The 24,775-nt window shown below is 30.5% G+C and carries 19 protein-coding genes and 3 tRNA genes; 17 read left to right on the top strand and 5 right to left on the bottom strand.

Annotated elements, in window-relative coordinates; genetic code table 11:
- Positions 1 to 403 precede the first annotated feature (403 nt).
- Complete coding sequence (gene galE / locus ACXGQW_RS03205; RefSeq protein WP_457823656.1) at positions 404 to 1,417, bottom strand: UDP-glucose 4-epimerase GalE; 1,014 nt, start codon at positions 1,415 to 1,417, stop codon at positions 404 to 406.
- 1 nt (position 1,418) lies between these two features.
- On the bottom strand, positions 1,419 to 2,552 hold the full coding sequence (locus tag ACXGQW_RS03200; RefSeq protein ID WP_457823655.1) for a DegT/DnrJ/EryC1/StrS family aminotransferase: 1,134 nt from the start codon (positions 2,550 to 2,552) through the stop codon (positions 1,419 to 1,421).
- 178 nt (positions 2,553 to 2,730) lie between these two features.
- Here ACXGQW_RS03200 and ACXGQW_RS03195 point away from each other — a divergent pair, with 178 nt between their 5' ends.
- Together ACXGQW_RS03195 and ACXGQW_RS03190 are read left to right on the top strand one after the other, a co-directional pair.
- Entirely contained in the window at positions 2,731 to 3,909 is a 1,179-nt protein-coding gene (locus tag ACXGQW_RS03195) for a BamA/TamA family outer membrane protein (RefSeq protein WP_457823654.1), read from the top strand.
- Positions 3,910 to 3,993: 84 nt separating this feature from the next.
- On the top strand, positions 3,994 to 6,354 hold the full coding sequence (locus ACXGQW_RS03190) for a penicillin acylase family protein (protein WP_457823653.1): 2,361 nt from the start codon (positions 3,994 to 3,996) through the stop codon (positions 6,352 to 6,354).
- A gap of 517 nt (positions 6,355 to 6,871) precedes the next feature.
- Here ACXGQW_RS03190 and odhB read toward each other — a convergent pair.
- Complete coding sequence (gene odhB / locus ACXGQW_RS03185) at positions 6,872 to 8,107, bottom strand: 2-oxoglutarate dehydrogenase complex dihydrolipoyllysine-residue succinyltransferase (RefSeq protein WP_457823652.1); 1,236 nt, start codon at positions 8,105 to 8,107, stop codon at positions 6,872 to 6,874.
- A gap of 50 nt (positions 8,108 to 8,157) precedes the next feature.
- On the bottom strand, positions 8,158 to 10,881 hold the full coding sequence (locus tag ACXGQW_RS03180; RefSeq protein ID WP_457823651.1) for a 2-oxoglutarate dehydrogenase E1 component: 2,724 nt from the start codon (positions 10,879 to 10,881) through the stop codon (positions 8,158 to 8,160).
- A 210-nt stretch (positions 10,882 to 11,091) separates the two neighbouring features.
- Here ACXGQW_RS03180 and ACXGQW_RS03175 point away from each other — a divergent pair.
- From ACXGQW_RS03175 to ACXGQW_RS03135, 9 genes are all read left to right on the top strand, one after another.
- Positions 11,092 to 11,165, top strand: a tRNA-Asn gene (locus ACXGQW_RS03175).
- 314 nt (positions 11,166 to 11,479) lie between these two features.
- A tRNA-Asn gene (locus tag ACXGQW_RS03170) sits at positions 11,480 to 11,553 on the top strand.
- 67 nt (positions 11,554 to 11,620) lie between these two features.
- A tRNA-Asn gene (locus tag ACXGQW_RS03165) sits at positions 11,621 to 11,697 on the top strand.
- Positions 11,698 to 12,043: 346 nt separating this feature from the next.
- Positions 12,044 to 13,207 (top strand): tyrosine-type recombinase/integrase, encoded by a 1,164-nt coding sequence (locus ACXGQW_RS03160; protein ID WP_457823650.1) that lies wholly within the window; start codon positions 12,044 to 12,046, stop codon positions 13,205 to 13,207.
- Positions 13,208 to 13,225: 18 nt separating this feature from the next.
- The gene (locus tag ACXGQW_RS03155; RefSeq protein ID WP_457823649.1) at positions 13,226 to 15,751 is read left to right on the top strand and encodes a DEAD/DEAH box helicase family protein; all 2,526 of its coding nucleotides are present in this window, start codon (positions 13,226 to 13,228) and stop codon (positions 15,749 to 15,751) included.
- A gap of 385 nt (positions 15,752 to 16,136) precedes the next feature.
- Positions 16,137 to 17,006, top strand: coding sequence for an ATP-binding protein (locus tag ACXGQW_RS03150; protein ID WP_457823648.1), 870 nt, complete (start codon positions 16,137 to 16,139; stop codon positions 17,004 to 17,006).
- On the top strand, positions 16,981 to 17,958 hold the full coding sequence (locus ACXGQW_RS03145; RefSeq protein ID WP_457823647.1) for a DUF3871 family protein: 978 nt from the start codon (positions 16,981 to 16,983) through the stop codon (positions 17,956 to 17,958). Before ACXGQW_RS03150 ends, ACXGQW_RS03145 begins: the two co-directional genes overlap by 26 nt.
- 473 nt (positions 17,959 to 18,431) lie before the next feature.
- Positions 18,432 to 18,818 carry a hypothetical protein gene (locus tag ACXGQW_RS03140; protein WP_457823646.1) on the top strand — a complete coding sequence of 129 codons (387 nt, stop codon included), beginning with the start codon at positions 18,432 to 18,434 and terminating at the stop codon, positions 18,816 to 18,818.
- Position 18,819: 1 nt separating this feature from the next.
- Positions 18,820 to 19,227 (top strand): hypothetical protein, encoded by a 408-nt coding sequence (locus tag ACXGQW_RS03135; RefSeq protein WP_457823645.1) that lies wholly within the window; start codon positions 18,820 to 18,822, stop codon positions 19,225 to 19,227.
- Positions 19,228 to 19,231: 4 nt separating this feature from the next.
- Here the strand turns inward: ACXGQW_RS03135 and ACXGQW_RS03130 are convergent, their stop codons facing one another.
- Complete coding sequence (locus ACXGQW_RS03130) at positions 19,232 to 19,441, bottom strand: helix-turn-helix domain-containing protein (RefSeq protein WP_457823644.1); 210 nt, start codon at positions 19,439 to 19,441, stop codon at positions 19,232 to 19,234.
- A 130-nt stretch (positions 19,442 to 19,571) separates the two neighbouring features.
- Here ACXGQW_RS03130 and ACXGQW_RS03125 point away from each other — a divergent pair, with 130 nt between their 5' ends.
- The 6 genes from ACXGQW_RS03125 to ACXGQW_RS03100 all read left to right on the top strand — a co-directional run bounded on the left by ACXGQW_RS03125 (position 19,572) and on the right by ACXGQW_RS03100 (position 24,614).
- A complete protein-coding gene (locus tag ACXGQW_RS03125; RefSeq protein ID WP_457823643.1) occupies positions 19,572 to 20,108 on the top strand; it encodes a hypothetical protein in 537 nt (178 codons plus the stop codon).
- 8 nt (positions 20,109 to 20,116) lie between these two features.
- Complete coding sequence (locus ACXGQW_RS03120; protein WP_457823642.1) at positions 20,117 to 20,353, top strand: hypothetical protein; 237 nt, start codon at positions 20,117 to 20,119, stop codon at positions 20,351 to 20,353.
- Positions 20,354 to 20,358: 5 nt separating this feature from the next.
- Positions 20,359 to 20,940: a DUF4339 domain-containing protein gene (locus ACXGQW_RS03115; RefSeq protein ID WP_457823641.1), complete on the top strand. Its 582-nt coding sequence runs from the start codon at positions 20,359 to 20,361 to the stop codon at positions 20,938 to 20,940.
- The gene (locus ACXGQW_RS03110; RefSeq protein WP_457823640.1) at positions 20,937 to 21,368 is read left to right on the top strand and encodes a hypothetical protein; all 432 of its coding nucleotides are present in this window, start codon (positions 20,937 to 20,939) and stop codon (positions 21,366 to 21,368) included. Before ACXGQW_RS03115 ends, ACXGQW_RS03110 begins: the two co-directional genes overlap by 4 nt.
- 65 nt (positions 21,369 to 21,433) lie before the next feature.
- Positions 21,434 to 21,868, top strand: coding sequence for a JAB domain-containing protein (locus ACXGQW_RS03105; RefSeq protein ID WP_457823639.1), 435 nt, complete (start codon positions 21,434 to 21,436; stop codon positions 21,866 to 21,868).
- Between the two features lie 187 nt (positions 21,869 to 22,055).
- Entirely contained in the window at positions 22,056 to 24,614 is a 2,559-nt protein-coding gene (locus ACXGQW_RS03100) for an SIR2 family protein (protein WP_457823638.1), read from the top strand.
- Positions 24,615 to 24,775 lie beyond the last annotated feature (161 nt).

Below are 24,775 nucleotides of genomic sequence, written 5' to 3'. Positions count from 1 at the left end.
AGAAGTAACGTATTTTTAATCATTTGATAGAGATTGTTTTCTTCTTCAAAGATAGCAAATATTAGTATTAAGTGATAAGATGAGCGTAGCTAGAGTGTTCTACCATCAAGAGTTACTATGGTATTCTCTCTTAAATACAAATTAGAAGTTAAATATTTGTTGAAATACTTCAATTATATGTTCAAGTTATGAGATAACATTATTATTTGTATTATAAATTATACACTCCACATCAAACTTTCGTTACTCATCTTTTTTACTAACAGATCTCAAAACCTTGTAAATATTTGAATTTTGAATGTTGTTGTTGTGTGAATTAAAGTAGAGTTTAAATTACGTTAGCCAAATAAAAAAGCTCATCACTTGTAATGATGAGCTTTATAGTTGGTAAAGAAAAATTGAATTATTTTTGCTTCAACTGCCATTCCCAGGCAGACTTTAAAGCAGTTTCTAAACTTAACTCAGTTTTCCAGTTTAATTCTTTATTAGCAATAGTTGTATCAGCATAAGCAGCAGTTATATCTCCAGCTCTACGATCTACAATTTTATAGTTTAACTTTAAGTTATTTGCAGTTTCAAAAGCGTTGATGACTTCTAAAACAGAGCTACCAGTACCTGTTCCTACGTTAAAATATTCGAACTTGGCTTTGTTGTTACCATCCAGTAAACGCTGTAAAGCAGCAATATGTGCTTTGGCTAAATCTACCACATGAATGTAATCTCTTACAGCAGTTCCATCAGGAGTATCATAATCATCCCCAAATACAGATAATTCAGCTCTCATACCAGCAGCAGTTTGCGTAATAAAAGGAATTAAGTTTTGTGGAACACCAATTGGTAATTCACCAATTTTGGTAGTTGGATGCGCTCCAATTGGATTAAAATAACGTAAAGCAATGGCTTTAAAGTCGTGTGCTTTGGTAGCGTCTTCAATAATTTCTTCTCCAATTTGCTTGGTATTTCCGTATACAGATTCTGCTTTTTTAACAGGAGCTTTCTCTGTAATAGGTAATTCATCAGCTTGTCCATAAACAGTACAAGAAGAAGAAAAGATAAAGTTGTCTAACTTTCTATCTCTCATTTCTTGTAATAAATACACCAATGCACCTAAGTTATTTTCATAATAATCTAAAGGTTTGTGCATGCTTTCTCCCACAGCTTTAAAGGCAGCAAAATGAATAATCCCATCAATTTGGTACTTGTCAAAAAATGCCTTTACATCAGCCTTAATACGTAAGTCAATTTGCTCAAAAGCTGGTTTAGTTCCAGTAATTTCAGTTATTTGATCTAAAACTTTAATTGTAGTGTTTGATAAATCATCAATCACCACTACGTTAAATCCTGCATTTTGTAATTCTACTACGGTATGAGATCCAATGAATCCTAAACCTCCAGTAACTAATATTTGCTTAGCCATGTTAATAGGTGTTAATATATTTAAGTATCGTGTTTGTAATTAATTCTAATTGCTCAAGCTCTAATGCCGTGTGCATGGGTAAAGATATTACTTCTTTTACCAATGCGTTTGTATTGATAAAATTATCTTCTATAACGTTTTCTTTTTGATAAGCTTTTTGACTGTGTAACGGAACGGGATAATAAATGGCATTGGGAATACCTTGTTGTTTTAAATATTTATGCAAATCATCTCTTTTACCATTGGTAATTCTCAGCGTATATTGATGAAATACATGATTACTAAAATTAGAGATAGCTGGGGTAATGATGTGTTCGCAATTTTCTAGTGCTTTATTATAAAAAGTGGCAGCTTTTAATCTGGCTTTATTGTAGTTATTTAGATAAGGTAACTTGGTGTTCAAAATAGCAGCTTGAATGCTATCTAATCTAGAGTTTACACCCACCACATCATAATAATATTTTTGATACATACCATGATTTGCAATTCCCCTAATTTTATGTGCCAAATCATCATCAGTGGTAAATATAGCTCCTCCATCCCCATAACATCCTAAGTTTTTAGAAGGAAAAAATGAAGTTGTACCCAATGTACCCATAGTCCCTGCTTTTTTTGTAACACCATTGTTAAAATTATATTCAGCACCCAATGCTTGTGCAGTATCTTCAATGACGTATAAATTGTGTTTTTTGGCAATCTCTAAAATAGCTTCCATATTGGCACATTGTCCAAATAAATGCACAGGAATAATCGCTTTGGTCTTAGGAGTAATGGCTTTTTTAAGCGCTTCGATACTTATGTTAAAAGTATCCAATTCAACATCTACCAAAACAGGATTTAGATGGAGAAGTTTAATCACTTCTACGGTAGCAGCAAAAGTAAAATCTACTGTAATCACTTCGTCTTTTGGCTGTAGACCTAGTGCCATTAAGGAAATTTGCAAAGCATCAGTACCATTACCGCAAGGAATTACATGTTCCACTTCTAAGTACTCAGCCAAATTGTTTGCAAAATCAGCTACTTGTGGTCCATTTATAAATGACGTTTTTGAAATTACTTCTTGTATAGAGTTGTCTATTTGGTCTTTAATCTCTGAGTATTGACTTTTTAAGTCTACCATTTGAAGCTTCTTCATTTTGCAGTTTGAGTTGATAAACAAAATAACAAAATAATCAATTGTTTTCCTAAGTGATGCAAGGGGTAATCTTTGTACATTTGGCTGTATATTTTGATTGAAGTCACAAATTGATTGAAAAGAGTTACAACTAAATAAACGGATTGTTACCTTTGATAGGTAGAAATTACAGAATTGTATGAAAGTATATTATTTAAAAATTACAGTAGCTTTTACAGCTATTCTTTTGATGTGCAATACTTTACAAGCACAGAAAGACGAAGAAAGTGAGAAGAAATTTGAGGATTTCAAAGAATTCTTCGTATTGCATCCTAATAAAAAAAGAGCAGCTCAGGATCCTGAGATTTATAAGTCTAGGTTGATATTAGCTCCAATTATTAGCTTTGCCCCAGAAACTAGCTTGGGGATTGGAGTAGGGGCAAAATATCTATTTAAGTTCAAAGGATCTGGAGAAGAAACTAGAACGTCTAATATGCCTATGACACTTCAGTACACCTTAAAAAATCAGTTTATTTTATTTTCTGGATTTGAGTTGTTCACTCCGCAAGAAAAATGGGTGATAGAGGGGAACTTTTCTTTTCAGAATTTTCCAAGAGCTTTTTATGGAATCGGTCCTAATTCTTTGGAATCAGATGAAGAAATTTACGATTCTTTCCAGTTACTTTTTGAACCTGTCTTCCTAAAGAAAATGTTTTTTGATTATCTTTTTGTTGGAGGAGGGGTTAGGGTAAATAAAATTTTTAATGTTGATATTGACCCTAACGAAAACTTAAGTCAGTTAAAACCTTTAGGATACAAAGGTTCTACTTCTGTAGGTACAGAATTGGCGGTGTTGTATGATAGTAGAGATAATATTTTAAATGCAAGAAAAGGTACTTATATTAAGGTAACTCATGGATTTTATGACAAGGCATTTGGTTCGAGTCAGAATTTTCAGTTGACAAGATTTGATGCACGTTATTTCCTACAACCCTTTAAAAACAGAGATGATGTATTAGGGTTTCACGCTATTGGTAGGGCTACTCATAACGATGTGCCATTATCAGAATTGGCATTGTTAGGAGGTTCAGATATTTTAAGAGGTTACACCGAAGGTAGATATATAGATAGTAACCTATTGGCTGCCCAAATGGAATATAGAACTCAAATTAAAGGGAGACTAGGTTTGGTGGCTTTTGTAGGAGCAGGTAACGTAGCAGATAAAATAGGCAACTTTAAACTATCTACCATCAAACCTAACTTTGGATTAGGACTTCGTTTTTTACTGGATAGAGAAGAAAGACTGAATATACGTTTAGATTGGGGATTTGGAGAGGATACCAACAGTTTGTATCTAAACATTGCAGAATCATTCTAATATTGATATTTAGAGAATAGCAAAAGATTTTTTAGAACTTTAGTTATCCTCTTCATTCTGTATCTCTAGTTTTAATTTACAAGGATGAAAAATTTAAAGAGAATTTTATGGGGAATAGCATCGCTAATTGTTTTAGGGGTGCTATTTGTTTTTATGTATTTACAGCACAACAAACCCAGCTATTCTGGTAGCGTTGAATTTGAGGAAATCTCGGGGGTGGAAGTGTATTACGACAGCATTGGGGTTCCACATATTTTTGCAAACACAGAACGCAAGGCACTCACAGCTTTGGGGTATTTGCACGCTAAAGAACGCTTATGGCAAATGGAGTTATTACGAAGAATAGCTTCAGGGAGATTGGCAGAGATATTAGGAGAAGATTTGGTTGATGTAGATGTGTTCTTCTCTAGTTTGGGAATTGATAAAACGGTACATAAGCAAGTGAAAAATCTTGAAAACAGTCCCCAAGTCAAACAAATGGCAGAGGCTTACCTAAAAGGAGTTAATAAGTATATTAACGAAGGTAAAACTCCTTTAGAATTTACCTTATTAGGAATTGATAAGGAATATTACTCAATGGAAGATACTTTTTACGTATCGGCTTACATGGCTTTTAGCTTTGCACATGCCTTCAAAACAGATCCGTTACTAAGTTATATCAAAGAGAATTACGGTAATGCTTATTTGGAAGATTTAGGAGTGCTTTCTGAAAATACCTTAGAACCGAAGAACGGTGGAGAATCTAATCTCACAGCGCAAACCAACGTAGACAAGTTGTTGAAAAAGTTGCCATTTCCTCAGTTTATCGGAAGCAATGGTTTTGCATTAGCTCCCAAAAAGACAACTACAGGCAAAGTTATTTTTGAAAACGATCCCCACATAGGTTATGCACAACCTTGCGTGTGGTATCAAGCACATATAAAAACTCCTACCTACGAAAATTATGGGTTTTATTTGGGTTTAATGCCTTTTCCTTTATTAGCTCACAATAGAGATTATGCATTTGGAATTACCATGTTCGAGAACGATGATATTAATTTCTATCAATTAAAAACTCACCCTACTAACAAAGACAAGTATATTTCGAGCACAGGGGAACATCGTTATAAAAAAGTAAAAAAAGTCATAAAAATTAAAGGTGGTAATACTAAAGAAATAGAGATAATGCAAACAACTTTAGGACCTATATTTAATCATCATTTAAAACCTTTAGATTCTTTGAATCCAATAGCTATTCAGTGGGTGTATAACGAAAAACCTAGCAAAGTATTAGAGACAGCTTACCACATTAACCACGTAAGTAATATTCAAGAATTTGAGAATAGTTTGCAAAATTTATCTGCTCCTGGATTAAATTTTATTTATGGTGATAAGGAAGACAATATAGGGTTGTGGTCTGCGGGTCAATTATATAGTTTTAAGGAAGAAATAAATACCAAATTTATACTAAATGGATTAGATTCTTTACACACAGAAAAGGAGTGGGTTTCGTTTCAACAGAATCCTAAAACCGTAAATCCTGATCATGGGTATGTGGTAACAGCCAACGCGCAAGTTCCTGCTGTAAACGGAGTCTTATATCAAGGGTATTACTTGCCCAAGAATAGAGAAAAAGCTATTGAGAAAAGAATACTGAATAAAGATAGGTTATCCTTTGGAGATGCAAAAAATATAGCAACTAGCCATACTAGTGAAACTTTAGTGACTAATGTTAAAAACTTGGTAAAAGGGATAGATATAGACGAGATGTCTGACTACGAACTATATATTTTGGATAGATTGTTAAAGTGGAAAGGGAATCATTATTTAGAAAATATAGAGCCAACCATCTATTATAAGTGGATGTTTAAAGTTTTTAAACATACGTTTAAAGACGAGTTGGGAGAAGAGCTTTTTAAACAGTTTACAAATACTAGTTTATCGAGAAAAGTAGAAAATAGATTTTTAATGAACACTCACTCGGTATGGTGGGATGATGTAAATACTAATAAAAAAGAAAGGTTTACATATATCGTTACAAATTCTTTTAAACAGTCAGTTAAAGAGCTAAGAATACAGCTGGGTGATGAGATAGAAGAGTGGCAATGGAAGAGAGTACATACTATAAGTCATGCTCATGCTTTGGCAAAAGTAGGGGTGCTAAAAACAATATTGAATGTGCAAGAGACTCCTGTGGCTGGGGGTAGAGAAACCATCAATAATATTATGTTTCCTCATAACGACAACGGTGTTTATAAAGCTGATGCGGGACCATCTACTAGAAGATTGATAGATTTTTCGGATGTAGAAAACTCTGTAGCGGTTTTACCTACTGGGCAATCAGGTCATTTTTTAAGCCCGTATTATAAAAATCAAGCGACTTATTATAATCAAGGTAAATATTATAAGATGTTGATGAATGAGCAGGAAATTAGAGCGTTAAAACAAAAAATTACTTTTGAGTAAGCAGTTGTTGCTTAAATGAGAAAGATTGATTTTAGTGGGAGTGAACAACAGGATTTATATTACAGAGTTATACTTTCAAAGAGGTGGATATTTTTGTAGTATAAACGTGGCAATTTTGCATGAGTGATTGAACGGTATGTTTGAGCTCTTTTGTTTGGTGTTTGAGCGGAGTGGAGAACACTAAACAAAAAGCGAGTAGTGAAAGCACGACCCAAGTGAAGGGAGGGGCATGCCCAACTTAGATACATGACATTATTTTTCAGACTATGATTTAGTTAATTGTTACCTTGAACTTGTTACAGGATTGCACTTTGCTTGACGTATAGTTATTGGGATGAGATGCTGAAACAAGTTCAGCATGACGTTCCAAACACAAAAAGTATTTTTTCATTTTGAAGTGATAGATGAATTGGGCACAAAAGTAAAAAGGATGATTGCTAAATAGTAATCATCCTTTTTTAAGATTTAAAATTGCTTCTTTTTACATTTCGTAATAGAATAAACGTTAAGACTTATGTTAAAGTTCTAAAGCCTTTTTAGGATTGTTGTTCATTAACAATTCAATTGGGTTTTCAATAGCTTCTTTAATTGCTACTAAGAAACCTACAGACTCACGCCCGTCTACAATTCTATGATCGTAAGACAGGGCAACGTACATAATTGGTTGAATAACCACTTGACCGTTCACAGCCATAGGACGTTCTACAATGTTGTGCATTCCTAAAATGGCAGATTGTGGAGGGTTGATGATTGGGGTGGATAACATAGAACCAAATACACCTCCGTTGGTGATGGTAAAAGTACCTCCAGTCATTTCATCTACAGTAATTTGTCCGTCACGAGCTCTTAAAGCCAAACGTTTAACTTCTGCTTCTACACCTCTAAACGATAAGTTTTCTGCGTTTCTAATCACGGGTACCATTAATCCTTTAGGACCTGATACAGCGATAGAGATATCTGCAAATTCGTTTTTAATTTGGTAATCTCCATCGATCATAGAGTTTACGTCTGGATACAATTCTAAAGCTCTGGTAACGGCTAATGTAAAGAAAGACATAAATCCTAAGCCAACTCCGTGCTTGGCTTTAAATTCTTCTTTGTATTGTGCACGTAAATCAAAAACTGGTTGCATGTTTACTTCGTTAAAAGTAGTTAACATAGCAGTTTCGTTTTTAACAGAAACCAAACGCTGTGCTACTTTTCTACGTAGCATAGACATTTTTTTCTTTTCAGAGGCACGACTACCTGTGGTAGAACCCATAGCGGGGGTAGCGTTTACAGCATCTTCTTTGGTAATTCTACCATCTTTACCGGTTCCTTGAACAGCACCAGCATTAATTCCTTTTTCTTCTAGTATTTTTTTGGCTGCTGGAGAAGCAGTTCCGCTTGCGTATGTTTTTTCGTCGTTAGAAGGTGCATCTGCTCTAGCAGCTTCTGGTTGTGCTTCTTGTTCTTTTTGTTGTGGAGCTTCAGCTTCTTCCTTTTTTTCTGGAGCAGCACTACCGTCAGGTTTTGCAGCATCCATATCAATCAAACAAACGACAGCACCTACTTCTACAGCATCTCCTTCTTCTGCTTTTAGCGTAATAATTCCGCTTTCTTCTGCAGGTAATTCCAAAGTTGCTTTATCAGAATCTACTTCTGCAATGGGTTGGTCTTTTTCTACATAATCACCATCCTCAACTAACCAAGTTGCGATTTCTACTTCTGTGATTGATTCCCCTGGAGAAGGGACTTTCATTTCTAAAACCATGATAATATTTTATTATGTTATTTGTTTATTTAGTGTGTTCTTTTTTATTGTTATGATTGAAATACTTTATCAATCACTGCTTGGTGTCTTTTCTTAAATCTTGCGCTAGATCCTGCTGCAGGAACAGAGAAGAATCTTAATGAAGCTCCTGTTAACGGAACCAATTCAAAACGTTGCAACATATATGGCCACGCTCCCATATTTTCTGGTTCTTCTTGTGCCCATACATATTCTATGTCGCTAGGGTAGCTGTCTATAATCGCTTGAATTTTTTCTTTGTGTAGAGGGAATAATTGCTCTACACGCACCAAGGCGATAGATTTATTATCTAGCTTTTCTCTCTCTTCTAGTAAATCGTAGTAAAACTTACCTGTACAGAATACTAATTTTTTTACATCTGACTTGTTAATTGTAGAGTCGTCTATCACTTCTTGGAAAGATCCTTCTGCCAGTTGTTCAATAGTGTTTACTGCTTTTGGATGACGTAGCAAACTCTTTGGCGTAAACACAATTAATGGTTTACGGTGGTTACGCTTCATGTGACGACGTAACAAATGATACATATTTGCAGGCTCGGTACAGTTGGCAATCGTCATGTTATCATAATCACATAACTGCAAATATCTTTCTATTCTTGCGGAGGAGTGTTCAGAACCTTGTCCTTCGTATCCGTGAGGTAGTAACATTACAATTCCGTTTTGTAACTTCCACTTATCCTCAGCAGCACAAATATATTGATCGAACATAATTTGAGCTCCGTTTCCAAAATCTCCAAATTGTGCCTCCCAAATAGTTAGGGTATTAGGATGTGCCATTGCATATCCATAATCAAATCCTAAAACTCCGTATTCTGACAATAAAGAGTTGTAAATGGTCATCTTCCCTTTGCTATTCTTATTGGTGTTAAGCAAGTTGATACGCTCTTCAGAAATTTCATCTCTTAAAATTGCGTGTCTGTGACTAAAAGTACCACGTTCTACATCCTGTCCAGAAATACGAACATTGTATCCTTCTTCTAACAAAGATCCGTAAGCTAGTGTTTCTGCAAGACCCCAATCTAATTTGTTATCTTCAAAAACCATTTTAGCACGTCCTTCTATAATACGTTGTGCTTTACGTACAAATTTTACTCCTTCTGGATTTTGAGAGACTACTTTGGTAATATCTTCTAGTTTGTTTTGGGGATATGTTGTGTCTATAGGAGCTAACATTTCTTCCAAACCTTCTCTTACAAAACCTTCCCAAGTTTCTTTCATAAAAGGGATAACTCTAGAAGTCTCATCACTTTTAGCTTGTTGGAATTTGTCTTCTAACAAGTTTTTATAGTCGGTCTGTAATTGCTTAGCATAATCTAAATCGATGCTATTTTCTTTGATCAATTTATCAATATAAATATCTCTAGGGTTTTGATGTTTAGAGATGTTTTTATAAAGTTGAGGTTGCGTAAATCTTGGTTCATCACCTTCGTTATGACCATACTTACGGTATCCTAGTAAATCGATAAAAATATCGCGTTTGAATTTCATTCTAAATTCCAAAGCTAGTTCAATAGCGTGACAAACAGCCTCCACATCATCTGCATTTACGTGTAATACCGGAGATAAGGTTACTTTTGCAACATCTGTACAATAAGTACTAGAACGAGCATCTAAGTAGTTGGTGGTAAAACCTACCTGGTTATTGATAACCAAATGTAGCGTACCTCCAGTTTTGTAACCGTTTAGTTTACTCATTTGAATAACCTCGTACACAACACCTTGACCTGCAACTGCTGCATCACCGTGAATGATGATAGGCAATATAGCTTCTTCTTTTCCATCGTATAAATTGTCAATTTTGGCTCTTGCAACTCCTTGTGCAACAGGTCCTACAGTTTCTAAGTGAGATGGGTTAGGTAAAAGATTCATTCTAATTTCTTTCCCCCCTTGGTAGGTCTTACTACGAGTAAGTCCCATGTGATATTTAACATCACCATCTAAATTTTCTTCTTCAAAGTCTTTTCCTTCAAATTCAGAAAACAAATCTCTTACAGGTTTTTTAAAGATATTGGTAAGCGTATTTAGACGACCACGGTGAGCCATTCCTAATACACACTCTTTAACGCCATATTTTTCCGTAGCACTTTTCATAGCCGTAGCCAAAGCAGGTACAACGGTTTCTCCACCTTCTACAGAAAAACGCTTTTGACCCACGTATTTGGTTTGTAAAAAGTTTTCAAAACCAACAGCTTGTGTTAGTTTTTTTAAGATGTATTTTTTTTGTTCGGTATTAAAAGTAGCGTGATTACCGTTTTTGTTTAATCTGTCTTGCCACCATTTAATTTCTTCAGGTTCACGAATATACATATATTCGACACCAATAGAATCACAGTAAATTTGCTTTAATCTATCTACAATTTTTTCTAAAGTAGCAGCCCCAATACCAATAACGCTACCTGCGTTAAAAACAGCTTTTAAGTCTGTTTGAGATAAACCAAAATTATTTATTTCGAGATTAGGTTCGTAAGACCTACGCTCTCTAACAGGGTTTGTTTTTGTAAATAAGTGACCTCTAGTTCTATACCCATTAATTAAGTCTAAAACCTGAAATTCTTTTGTAACTTCTTCTGGTACTTCTACCTTGCTTTCATCTTGGTATGATTCGTTAGCCAAATCATATCCTTGAAAAAAACTTTTCCAACTAGGCTCAACGCTATCTGGGTTTGTTTGGTATTGCTCGTATAAATCAGCAATAAAACCAGCATGAGCAGCATTAAGGAAAGAAAATTTATCCATGTTAATATGTTGTCTTTATGTTTTTTGTTCGTTGTCGAATCAACAAAAATAATTTATTTGTGGTACACAACGCATATCCAGTCTCTCTTATTCTCTTAAATGATGAAAATTATAACAGATTGATTTTTTTTGTTTTTTTTGAAAAAAGTTGTTTTGCATTGAGAAAAAGAGCTATATTTGCCACCGCAAAAATGTTTGCTATACGCAACTTCCTCCTTAGCTCAGTTGGTTAGAGCATCTGACTGTTAATCAGAGGGTCCTAGGTTCGAGTCCTAGAGGGGGAGCTCAAAGGTCTTAACTAAATTTAGTTAAGACCTTTTTATTTTTCATCACAGTCTTTACTAGTGTATGGTATTACCAATTTAAATATTCTTAGTGGTCATCTCCGTAGTTCATGTACTATCTTACAATTTTTAATAAGACCTGAGATGAGGGCAATTTTAGAAATAGATTGGTTAAAAATTTATTTTTTTGTTTATCAGGATATTCATGTTTTATGTGTAGAAAAATAAATAAAAAAGATAATTTTCTGTTGTAGCAATTGTAAAAAAAGTTATATTTGCAACCGCAAAACGGAAATGTTGCGTTACAAGCAAATTCCTCCTTAGCTCAGTTGGTTAGAGCATCTGACTGTTAATCAGAGGGTCCTAGGTTCGAGTCCTAGAGGGGGAGCAAGCAACACTAATTTAGTTTAGAATTTCTTAGTAAGCGTTAAGGTTTATTTTTCCTATATGGAAATTCCTCCTTAGCTCAGTTGGTTAGAGCATCTGACTGTTAATCAGAGGGTCCTAGGTTCGAGTCCTAGAGGGGGAGCCAAAAAGCATCAACATAAGTTGGTGCTTTTTTTATACCCTTATTTTACTGGGCTTATAGCTACTTTATTTTTTTACAAAATCTTTTATTATTTATTGAATGCCTTAAAATTGCCTAAATATGGCTATTTGGAGGAGTAAAAAAAGGAGGACTTTTTTATTTTTTAGGTGTCCCTATAGTTAAATGAGTTCCACTCTCATTTAAATCAAAGAACATTAAACTATAATAACAATAATTTTAAAAAGCTTAAAGAATCTTTTTAAGAGTGTACTTAACTTTTTAAGTAAATTTCTCAGGTGTCCCTTTTTTAAAATTAGGTGTCCTATTTTATAAACATAAATAATTGATAATGAATAACATAATTATACTTTTCTTCTTAAAAAAGACAAAGAAAAATAAAGCAGGAAAATGTCCTATGTACTGTAGAATTACATATTTAGGAGGTAGAAAAGAATTCAGTATTGGAATATTTATACCTCCTGAAATGTGGAATAGTAAGAAACAAGTTTGCTATAAGGACAAAGAGAATAATACAAAACTAAGCCTGATTAAAAATAAAATTGATCAGGCTTTTTTATTTCTAGAAGTGAATAAAAAGTCTTTTGATGTAGATGATATTTATCTACAGTATAAAGGAGATCATATTAAATCAGATAAAACCATTTCAGATGTATTTAAACTGCATAATGAAAGAATGCTAAAGTTAGTAGGTAAATCTTATTCTAAAAGTACTTATAACAAGTTTAAAGAGACAGAAAATCATATTTCTAATTTTATAAGGGCTGTATATAAAAAGAGGACTATGCTATTAAGAAGTGTAAAAATGAAATTTATTAATGATTTAGAATATTATTTAACTTCTGAAGTAAACCAAAAACCCATTACAGTTAATAAAACAATACAAAGATTTAGGAAAATAATAAAGTTAGCTATTGCAGAAGAATTTATTAAAAATGATCCATTTCTACTTTATAAACCATTAAAAGTAGATACTCAAATAGTTTATTTAACAGCTGAAGAATTATCTAGAATTGAAAAATATCATTTTAAGCAGCTAAGGTTAGAACATATCAAATCTATGTTTATTTTTTGCTGTTATTCAGGATTAGCATTTAAAGAAATGTCAGAATTAAAAACATGTAATATTGTTTGTGAGAATGGAACTTATTGGATTAGACTGATTAGAGGTAAAACTAATAAAGAATTATTTGTACCTATTTTAAAAAAAGCAAAAGCTATTATTGATTTTTATGATGGTGAAGAGTATGTATTTCCTAAAATGACTAATCAAAAATTTAATTCTTATATAAAGGAAATAGGAGATATAGTTGGAATTACAAAGAATTTATCACATCATACAGCAAGAAAAACTTTTGCTACTACAGTTTTATTAGCTAATAATGTTCCTATGGAAATAGTGTCAGCTATGCTAGGTCATAGTAGAATTGATATAACCCAAAAACATTATGCTAAAATAGATTTGAGTAAATGGATAAATAAATTAAATTTCTGATTCTAAAAAATAGAATTAATGCCAGAGATTGATATATCCCAATTATCAGTATTTGAAAATTGTCCAATAGAATTTAAAGAGGTAAATTCTAATGATTTTCAAGACCCATTTACAACAGAAGGAAAGATTATTATAGAACCTAATGAACAAGGTTATATTAATGATGCTTTGCAATCCAATATTTTACTAAATGAAAAAGATACTACTGTAATTAATGCAGCAGTTGGACAAGGTAAATCTTATGGAATTATACAGACAGTAAAGAGGTACTATGATAAGATGCAAAATGGAGAAGACAAGTATTTAATATTTGTAGCTTCTCCATTTGTTAGTTTGGTAAAGCAGTATGTAGATGATATACAAAAAGATGCCAATATTCCTAAAGAAGATGTTTTTAATTATGGAGAACTAGGAAGAAATCCAGAAGCTGAATATGTAGATAAACCTATTCAAGTAGTCACAGCAAATACTTTATTGGGAAATCATGGAGTTGATAGTTTTAAGAGTTCTAAAGCTAAAATGGATTATATTAATAATCTTATAAAATATAGTGAAGACAATGATTTAAAAGTGGTATTTATCTTTGATGAAATACATGATGCTTACCATAATTTTGAAAATAAATTCATTTTCAATCTATGGAAATGGAAGCATTTGTTACTAAAGAATTATGTGATAAGTGCCACTTTTAATGAAGCTTCTAAAATAGTAATAGAATTCTTAGCAGAATTAACAGATTTTAAGATTAGAATTTTAGAATCTAAAAGAACTAGATTTCCTGAAAAGCAAAGTAAACTCCATCTTCATTATTCTAATTCTTACTATTTCAAGGAAAATACACCTGAAATAGTTAAGCTGATTAAAAGTTTAGTTACTAGAAATAAGAATATAGATATTCTATGTCATTCTAAAACTTTAGCTAATTCTATTAAGGATAAGAAATCTGAAATAGGAAAACTACTACATCAAAAGTATGGAGATATAAAACTATGTGTTTCAGAGAATGTATCTAACAATAGAATGGGAAATGAGGAGCCTAAAAATCAGTTTTCCAACTATATGGATAAAGATGATATATCAAAAGGGTATCAGTGTAATATAGGTACAAATTTTAAAACAGGTGTAAGTATTAAAAAAGAGAATCATGCATTTGTAATTATATTTCCACCTAGATCAACAAGACTACCCTTTAAAAATTTATATGGTATTTTTTCTAAAGGAATGAATGATATTATCCAATCTTTAGCTAGGCAAAGAGTACAAGGAGAGATACATATTGTAATGCCTACACCTAATCAATTTAATTATAGTTCTTTAGAGTATAGTTCAATGAGTACTATTCAAAAAGAACTGTTTGCTAAATTCTATGATGAGGTTAAGATTAAGAATCCAAAAGAAGATGAGGAGGAAGTGAGGTTTTATCCAATAAAATCACAATATAAGTTATTATCTAATTTTTATAATGAGGAGTTATATCCTAATGTAAAAGACCAAGTAGAAGAAGTTGGTAAATCAACTAGAAATGGATTAGTGGCTATAAATTATCCAACATTAAAAGAATTTATATTTAGTGATGGTGAAAAGTTTTTAGCTAATCAATATTTACTATTTGGAGCAGACTTAAGTGCTTATGTAACTTACAGTGCCATTACCAATCAATTTATTAATTGTAGACTAGTAGAATTAAATGCAGCAGATGTATTGTTTTTTGAACCTGAAAATATAAGACAAAAATTAGCTGAGTATTACAAGTCAATCCATGGAATTGACTATTTTAACACTTCTGAATATGATAGCTTTGGTAGGTTTTTAGATAAGACTAGGAGGTTTTTATTTGATAATTACACTATTAAAATTAAACATGTTAATAGTTCTAGTGTAGTTAGCTGGAAGACCATTAATGAGTGGAAGAATAGGAATTTTGAAAAGCAGATTTTAGGATTTTGTATAGAAGTATTTTATGGATTAGAACATTTAGAAAATAATACAAATCAAATATTTCAAGATGCTGATATTTCAAGACAATTCTATTTATCTAATGGATTAAAAGATGGGGCACTTAATGAATTCACTGATGCTAAAATTGTTAGATTTTTTGAGATACTAAAAGTTTTAATAAATAAAATAGAGGATAGTGTACTTCATTATGAAACTTCACAAACAAGTTATGCTTACTTATTTAGTAAACCACCAAGGGATTTCTTTTCAGGTGAAGATGTAGTTTTAATAGATGAATTAATTGCTTTAATAGAGTATAATGAGTATTTAAAAAACAATATCTTTCATTTAAAAGCTAGATTAAATACTAATAGTTTAACTAAAAAGAAAGAAGCTATATATAAATTTATAACAGAGGATTTCTTTGAATTTGAACCAGATAGATTGCCTACAGGTAATCCTAGACCTAGAATCAAAAAGAATATTAGAAAAATAGATTTATCTAATTCTAATAAAGTAATCAGTTATTCTATGGATAATGGAGTAGTAATTGACACTACAGATGGTAAATTTGAAATACAATCAAATTTCACATTAGAAATATAAATTTTTAAAAAGTGTCCACTTTTGTATTTACTATATATAGACTAAACACAAAAGTGGACACTTTTTGTTTTTAGTAAAACACAAAAAACATTTTGGAAAATTAAATAAAAGTTTTCCCCTCTCCTTTACAAATCCACTTCCCCTTTCAAAATCTTATGATTTTTACAACACAAGAACTCTGGATGAGGAAGTCTGCAAAGAACTTGACTTTTTGTCTGTAAGTTACACAAAGTTAAGGGTTTAATTTTTAAGATTCAATCACTGATATAAAATTATAGCTAATAGCCTTTTTTTGAATTAGGCATAAAATAAAAGCACTTTACTATTTACAGTAAGGTGCTTTTATCATTTAGCAGAACTAGTAAAACTATTAAATATTTAAATTATGGAATTAAGAAAATCAGAAAGAAAGAGAGCTAAGATTAAGATGGCATTACAAGCTCCAAGTGGAGCAGGAAAAACTTATTCAAGTTTGCTGTTAGCAGAAGGGTTAGTTGGTGGAGATTTATCTAAAGTAGCTATCATAGATACAGAAAATGGTTCAGCAGATTTGTATGCTCATCTAGGTTCTTATAATGTAGTTAGCTTAACTAATTTTTCTCCAGAAGAATATATGAAAGCTATTCAGATTTGTGAAAATGCCTCTATGGAAGTAATTATCATAGATAGTTTATCTCATAGTTGGGACTTTTTATTGGATTACCATAGTTCTTTGTCTGGAAATAGCTTTACTAATTGGGCTAAAATAACCCCTAGGCATAAAAAACTAATCAATAAAATATTACAATGTGAAGCACATATAATAGCTACCATGAGAACTAAACAAGATTATGTATTAAATCAAAAAGATGGAAAATATGTTCCAGAGAAAGTAGGTTTAAAAGCAGTTCAAAGAGAGGGAATGGATTATGAGTTTACATTGGTTTTAGATTTAGATGTAAAACACATGGTTACTAGTTCCAAGGATAGAACAGGTTTATTTATGGATAAATCAGCTTTTAAAATTTCTGTAAAAACAGGTCAAGAGATATTGAAATGGTGTAACAGTGGTACCAATCTAGCTCAGGCTAGAGAAAAAATTAAACAATGTAGAGATATAGAAAATCTAAGAAAATTATATACTCAATATAGTAATTGGAGGGAGCTTTTAGAATATGATTTTATGAAGCAAAAGGATTTAATCTACAATAAAGAACAAGAAAAAATAATATTACCAAAATCAAGTAATTATGGAAGTCATAGCGCAACAAAATAATACATATTTAAGAAAAGAGCATAAAGAAGCTAAGCAAGAAGAATCTCCATTTATAGAATCTAACACCACTAGTATCACAATAACAGATTTAAAAGAAAACTGTATAATACCTGTTTTTAGTAAAGATAATGAAAGGACTATTTCTCATCATGAATTTATACAAACTGTGCTTACTGCTATCTCAGAAGTTTTTCCTAATCAGAAGATATTAGCTCCTGAAATAAGAGTATCTCACCAAATTAAGGGTAGAGCTCCAGAAGCTATTCATAAGTCTGTAAAAGAGCTACTAGATAATGAAAAGACTATGTACTTTGAAAGAATGGCTTTCATTATAAAATTACCTGATATAACTTTTACTGTAGCAGGAAATGAACTAGCCCTGAGTATTGGAGGAGTAAGGGCTTACAATAAGGAAAACTTGTACTCCAAGAAGTCTAGTGAAAAATTCAAAATTTTTGTTGGTTTTCAAAATAAAGTCTGTTGTAATCTTTGTGTTTCTACAGATGGATGTTTAGAAGAGGTTAAAGTATCTAGTATCTATGAATTAAAGCAGTCAGTTACAAATTTGTTGTTAAGTTTTAATCCTCAACAGCAAATAGAAACCCTACAGCAGTATGTGGGATATAGTTTAACAGAAGCTGAATTCACTAAACTGGTTGGAAGAATAAAAATGTACCAGTTTTTACCCAATGGGGATAAGAAACATTTATTTAAACTAGAATTAACAGAATCCCATTTATCTACCATAGTTAAAAATTATTATCAAGATGAAAATTTTGCTAGAGAATTTGATGGAAGTATTAATTTTTGGAAGCTATACAATTTATGTACAGAAGCTAATAAAAGCTCCTATATTGATACTTACTTAGCAAGACATTCTAATATATCAGAATTTATAAATTCACTAATACAAAGCATCAATGGAGGTAGTGACCATTGGTTTTTAAGTTGAGTGATTCCCTACTTCTTTAGTTTGAAGTAGGGATTTTTTATAAAATAAAATTTTTAAAAAATTTTGTGAGTGCATAGGGTACCTTGTAAAAAGTACCACAGGTAAATTTTCTTTTTCTTTCCCCCAGCCTTTGCTATATATTACAATTAAGAATCTTAGGATAATAATAATGATTTTAAAGACAACTGTTTTCAAATACAACAACTTCTGTGTTGAGTTAACTTTTAGTTACTTATCCTAGTTAAGATGAATCTACCTTAAAGATTTTACTTTAAATGTCTTTTGGTAACTAATCTATTACACAAAATACATCTAGTTGCTACACTAAATACCCTTACCAATTTCTGGAAGCTCATGTAGTTTTCTGATTGGGTAGTAAAACCAACTTTTCTAATTTCTAGTTGACAGCAGAAAAAAGAGAGTAGCTTTTATTTTCTAGTCAAATTATTTATTCACTTAAAAACTTAAAAATCATGGTAAAAATTATCAACTACAGAAAATTTACAAAAGATGATGAAACTATCTTTTGTGTATTAGAAGTTCAAGGAGGAGTAGAAATACTTAAAAGTAAGACTACAGGTAAAATGTATGCAACAGTAAGGAGTACAACTATTCCTACTACTTTTGATGAAATGACTTGTCAAGCTCTTTTAGGACAAGAATTAGAAGGAGTTATAGAAAAAAAGGAGTGTGAGCCTTATGAGTATACAGTAAAAGAAACAGGGGAAGTTATTATGCTTACCCATACTTATGAGTATTGTAAAGAAGAAGCTCCAAAACAGGAATATATGATGCAACCAATTTTATCAGATAATCATCAATTTTCAGTAAATGAAAGATTGGAAGAGCAAACCATTTAACATGGATAAAGGTTTAGTACAAAAAGTGCTAAACCTTTATTTTAAGTATTGTGAATTGGATTTACCTTTTAAAATAGGAGATGAATATGAAATTCATGAATTTGATTTGGAGTATCTACATGGTAGAATACAAACTAAATATGATACCTATCAATATGCTAAGGAATTAAATTTTAGTATAAATGATTTTAAAATGGATTCAGCAACTTTAATATTCTGTTGGGATGAATTGACAGAGTTTGAATTTAGTTTTATAAAACCTATTGAAAGAATTGGAAGTAAAAAATCTGATGAGATTTTACAAGAAGTATTTGCTGTTGAAAGCTTATTTATTATTGAAACAACCAAACAAATTAAGCTTAAATATGTGGTTGGTTTAGAAGGGTTAGAGTTTACTATTTATAAATAATTAATTAATCTTCAACATTAATATCCTTAAAAAAATCTCCAATAGGAACTTCTAAAGCATCTGCTATCCTAAATAAAGTAGTTGCAGTAGGATTTCTACTACCAGTTTCTATTCTAGATATATTAGTAGTATCAATATTTCCTTCTACTTTACCAACCAAATCTACCTGAGAATATCCCTTGGAAATTCTGATTTCTTGAATGTTATTGCCCATTTTTTTTAGAAAAACATCTTTATTCATGACTTGCCTATTAGAGCAATTCAATGAAAAGATTATATTTGTTTACTTAAATGCCTACTTAGGCATTTTTTGATAATAAAGTTAAATGATTTAAAACATAAAAATGAAGAGAAAAATAAAATTACTGCTACTATTACTTTGTTTTAGTGGTGCTTGTTTAGGACAAGTAGAAAAAGAAATAGAAAATGGAATATTTGTAACATTCCCCTTAGAAGTTAAATACCAAGTAAATAATAATCAAACTAGTTATGTATGTAAAACAGACAATTGTATGTTTATTGTGCTAACTCAGAGGAATGTAATCCCCAATTATCATTTATACGCTAAAGCAAAGAAAAATTGGTCTAAAAATGAGATTGCTAAAGTTGAAAATTCATTTTTAGATAATGCAGTACAAGGAAAATTAGCCTATACAGAGAGTAAAGGAGAATTTTCAAATTATAAACTAGATCATTTTAATGGTAGATACCTTAATTACAAAGCTATTAATCCTCTAACAGGTAAAAAGTCTACTAGATATTCAAAAATTTTATTGGTTAGAGACAGGTTGATAAATTTTGAATGTTGGTTTTTAAATGAGAACCATGAAGCTTTACAGCAAAAAGAAAATTTCTATAAATCAATCAGATATAAAAAATAAACTTAATTATGGAAAACAAAAAAAACTATTTAGCAGATGAGACAGGAGTTAATCATCCTTTAGAAGCTTGGATAATCTCTATACTCTGTGGAGCAATGTGCACTTGGATTATACTTTATAAAGAAAATAAGGATTTACTAGAGATATCATTTTTTTATTATTTAAAATCTATACTGTATGGTTTAAGTTCATTTGGTATTCTTAGGCTTCTATTTCTATTTTTTAAAACAGATTCAAGTAAATAAAAGTTATGAGTAGAAAATACTTTATTTATAAGAAAGAGAAAGAAGGTCCTTATACATATAAGCAACTAAGGAAGTTAAATATAGATGATACCTATTCAGTCTGGTTTGATGGATTGAAAAAATGGATACCTATTACTCAGGTACCTGAATTAGATGATGTGTTTATTTCTACACCACCAGATTTTGGGGATGTAATAGAGAAGTCAGATCAAGAAATAAAAGTAGCTTCTGATCCAGCTTACAAATATATTTCTGAAGAAGAAAATTTAACTAAAAAAGAAGTAGTTGAGTATTCTGATCCAGCTTTTAAATATATTGGCAAAAATCAAAATTTAGGTAATTCAAGAAAGGAAGCTAAAAAAAAATCTAGAGATGCCTGGTTAGTTGCTTTATTTATAGGTTTGGTAGTAATGATTATTGCTCTAGGTATAATTGAAGAGAGAGAAGATTTGTATAATTCTTATTCTAGTTACTATAGAAGAAAATTAGACCCATATAAGGTAACAGGTTATCTATTTGGGAGGTTTGCAGGAGCTACATTGTTTTGGAGGCTTATCTTCTTTATATTTAGACCTAAAGTAAAATGAAAAAATATATTTTAGCCTTTAGTTGCTTACTTTGTTTGAGTTCATATGGACAATCTTTAAGTGTTACTAAATTGACTCAATTTCTAGAAAGTCAAGATTTTAAAATAATAGAATCAAAATTAATTGCAATGAGTTTTGTAGTTGATAGTAAAAATAAAGAATATAATACCATAACTACTACCTATTTTAAAAAAGGAAGTCTTGGTTCAGAAATGTTAATAGTTGGTAAAAGTGATGAGATTTTTAGTCTAGTATATAAACCAAGTAAGAAACAGTTTTATTCAGTGTTAAAACAAAAATTTTTAACTAATGATTTTAAACATGCCTTTTCAGCAAAGGGGCATGTTTTTTATGAATCAGATTATATGAGAATAGGAATTAAAGACTCTTCCAATATTCTAAATTTAATTGTAAATCTTAACAATTAACTATTAATTCCAAATAACCAAACCACCTCAAAGCAGGTGGTTTTTTTATACCCAAAAATTAAAAAATGAAAGTATCAGAAATACAACTATCTTATAGTAACAAGGTTACTGATGAGGTTTATATTAAATCTCAAGAAGATGCTTATAAATGCCTTGTTAGTCATTGGGATATCAATACAATAGAATTGCAAGAGCATGCAAAAGTAATTTATTTAAACAGAGCTAATAGAGTGTTAGGAATTCAAAACTTATCTACAGGGAGTACTACTGGAACTACTATTGATATTAAACTGATTTTGGCTACTGCTATAAAAAGTAATGCAAGTGGAATTATATTAGCACATAACCACCCAAGTGGAAATTTAAAACCTAGTAAAGTAGATATAAATATTACAGAAAAATTAGCAGAAGCTTCAAAATTATTTGATATTAAGTTACTAGATCATTTGATAATTAGTAAAAGAGCTTACTATAGCTTAGAAGCTGAGGGATTGTGTTAATAGAATAAATAGTATTTATGAATTGTATACATGTGTATTTATTTAAATACACTAATATTTGGTGTATTTAGATAAACTGATAAATTCTGTAGATATATAATATAGCTTTTTTATATATTAATAAAAATATAATGTGTATATAACTTTGATTTCATAAAAGAGAAGATTTATTTTACAAGAAAAAAATATGATGACTTATGAAGATCTTAGAAGAGAACTAGTAACTAAGGAAAGATCCATTGCTGATTTAATAAGATATATTGGAACAAGGACAGATGATAATCCTAATTATAGTTTGTTCATCGGCTCTGGATGCTCAATTACTTCTGGAATAAAATCTGGAAACAAGCTAATAGAGAAATGGAGAAAAGATTTGTGTCCAACAAATGAAAAAAATATTGATGAGTATTTTAAAAAGCAGGTTTGGTATGATGAAAGAAATCCTTATTCAGCTCTTTTTGAAAGGAAGTATGATCTACCAAGGCAAAGAAGGATGTTTGTTGAGGAGGAAGTTAGAGATAAAACTCCTTCAATAGGGTACTCTTATTTAACCAAGCTAGTTGAGGAGAGTTATTTTAAAACTTTATTTACCACAAATTTTGACGATTTGTTGAATGAGTCTTTTTATCAATATTCTAATATAAGACCAATTGTATGTGCCCATGATTCTTCTATAAATAGCATAACAGTAACTTCTAAAAGACCTAAAGTAATAAAGTTACATGGTGATTATTTATTTGATGATATTAAAAGTACTCTAAGAGAAACAGAATCTTTGGAAGAAAATATAAAAAATAAGTTTATAGAGTTTTCAAAAGATTATGGGTTAGTAGTTGTTGGGTATGGAGGTAATGATAGATCAATTATGGATATATTAAATTATCTTTTAAAAAATGAAGAATATTTTAAATATGGAATTTATTGGTGCTTAAGGGAGGATACTGAAATTAGTGAAGATCTAAGGAAACTTTTGTGGAAGGATAGAGTTTATTATGTTAAGATAGATGGATTTGATGAATTAATGTCTGAGCTCAATGTAGAGTTAAATAATGGTGAATTACCTATTGATGGAAGTTTTTTGAATGAGAAAAAAAACAAGTTAATAGATAATTTAATAACAAATAAATACTTAAAAACAACTAAAAATGATTTTATAAAAAAAGACTTTCAAAGACTAAAAAAAGCTAAGAATATTGATATTGTCAATAGTTTTTTTGACTTTCTGAGTGAAAAAGAGACTTCAAAAGAAGATGATGAAAACGATTATATCAAGTCTAAATTCAAATTCAAAAATTCAAAAATTAAGGCTTTAAATAGAGAAGAAGAGACTGTTCTGAAAAAAATAAATAGAAGTTATCTTATTAAAGATTATGAAAAAACATTGAAAGATGTTGACGTTGAATTGTCTATAAATCCGTACAGTAGAACTGAATTAAGAGTAGAGCTGTTATTTTTTAAGGTAAGGGTTTTAATCAAATTGAATAGAGATTTAGAAGCAAAAATATATATTAAAGAATTAATTGGTTTTAAGGAAAATGAAATTAGTCTTTACTTAAAATTATTTGAATTAGAAAAAGAAAAAGATTTAAAATTAGAATGGTTAAATAAGGGGATTAAAAACAATCCTAATGAGTATACATTATATAATAGAAAGGTGAAATTTTTATTTAATCAATATTTAGAATCCCATGAACAAGAAAAAACTCTGCTAGATGAATTGTTAAAGCTAACAGAGATAAGCTTAGAAAAATACCCATTAGTAGAAAATTCCATTTATCAAACTAAAATAGATATTTTATCAGAATTTAAAGAAGAGGAGGAATTAGTTAATATCCGTGAAGGTATATATCAATTTATAAAAAAACAAGACGATTTACACCCCAGAGGAGTGAAAATAGGTTATAAGTTGATGCATGATAAAAATGTAGACAAACAAGAAATAATAGATTATCTAGAAAAATCAATAATCAATTCTAAAGATGATAATTATAAAAAATATAATGAGTTTAATTATTTACACTATTTGGCAGAGATAAATGATATAGATAATCTATTTAAAAGACTCAATTTTATAGAGGAAAATTATATCTTGGATAATGACTACTATGAGTTGAAAGCAGAATATTTATTAGAAAAACGGGGAGATGTGGTTGAAGCAATTAAGTGTTTGGAAAAAATTGAAAATAGAGATCAACTACAGGAAAAGACTCTATTTAAAAATTATCTTTTAAATGATGATTTGGACAAAGCAAAATTAATAATGAATAAGAGTCTTTGGGATAATTATTTAAAAGCTGATTATTATATTGCATCAGAAAATTATGATGAAGCTTTAAAAACTATAGAGCAAGATATTGTTGAAAAAGGGGATAATAAAGACAATGCAATAGCAAAATCTTTTATTTTATTAAAGAAGAAAGATTATCCGGCAGCTTATAATTTCACTAGTAAAAAATTAACTCTTTCAGCTTTTACTGATGGTTATTTATTGGTCAATTATTTTCTAGCTGAAAAAAAATTGAACAAATTTAAAGAGCAAAAAGTAATAGATAAATTTAAAAGGGTTAAATGTGACAATATTTTAAAAGCAGCAAAATATGCATTGTTAAATAAAAAAGATGATATGTATAGCTTTATTCAAAAATCTATTAGGTCTGATAAAAGTTTTAAATACAGAATAAAGAGTTGGGTGGTTTTCAAAGAATATTTGGAAGAACCAAGAATGAAAAGAATTTTAGACGTTTAGGAGTAAAATTAGGAGTGACTAAAATTGTGAATACTTATAATAGTCATAATTTCAGTTGTTTAAAATAAAAGTGGTGAGTCCTAGAGGGGGAGCCAAAAAGCATCAACATAAGTTGGTGCTTTTTTTATACCCTTATTTTACTGGGCTTATAGCTACTTTAT

The organism is Wenyingzhuangia sp. IMCC45533, assembly GCF_054111225.1.
This window is presented reverse-complemented; position numbering and strand designations above follow the sequence as displayed.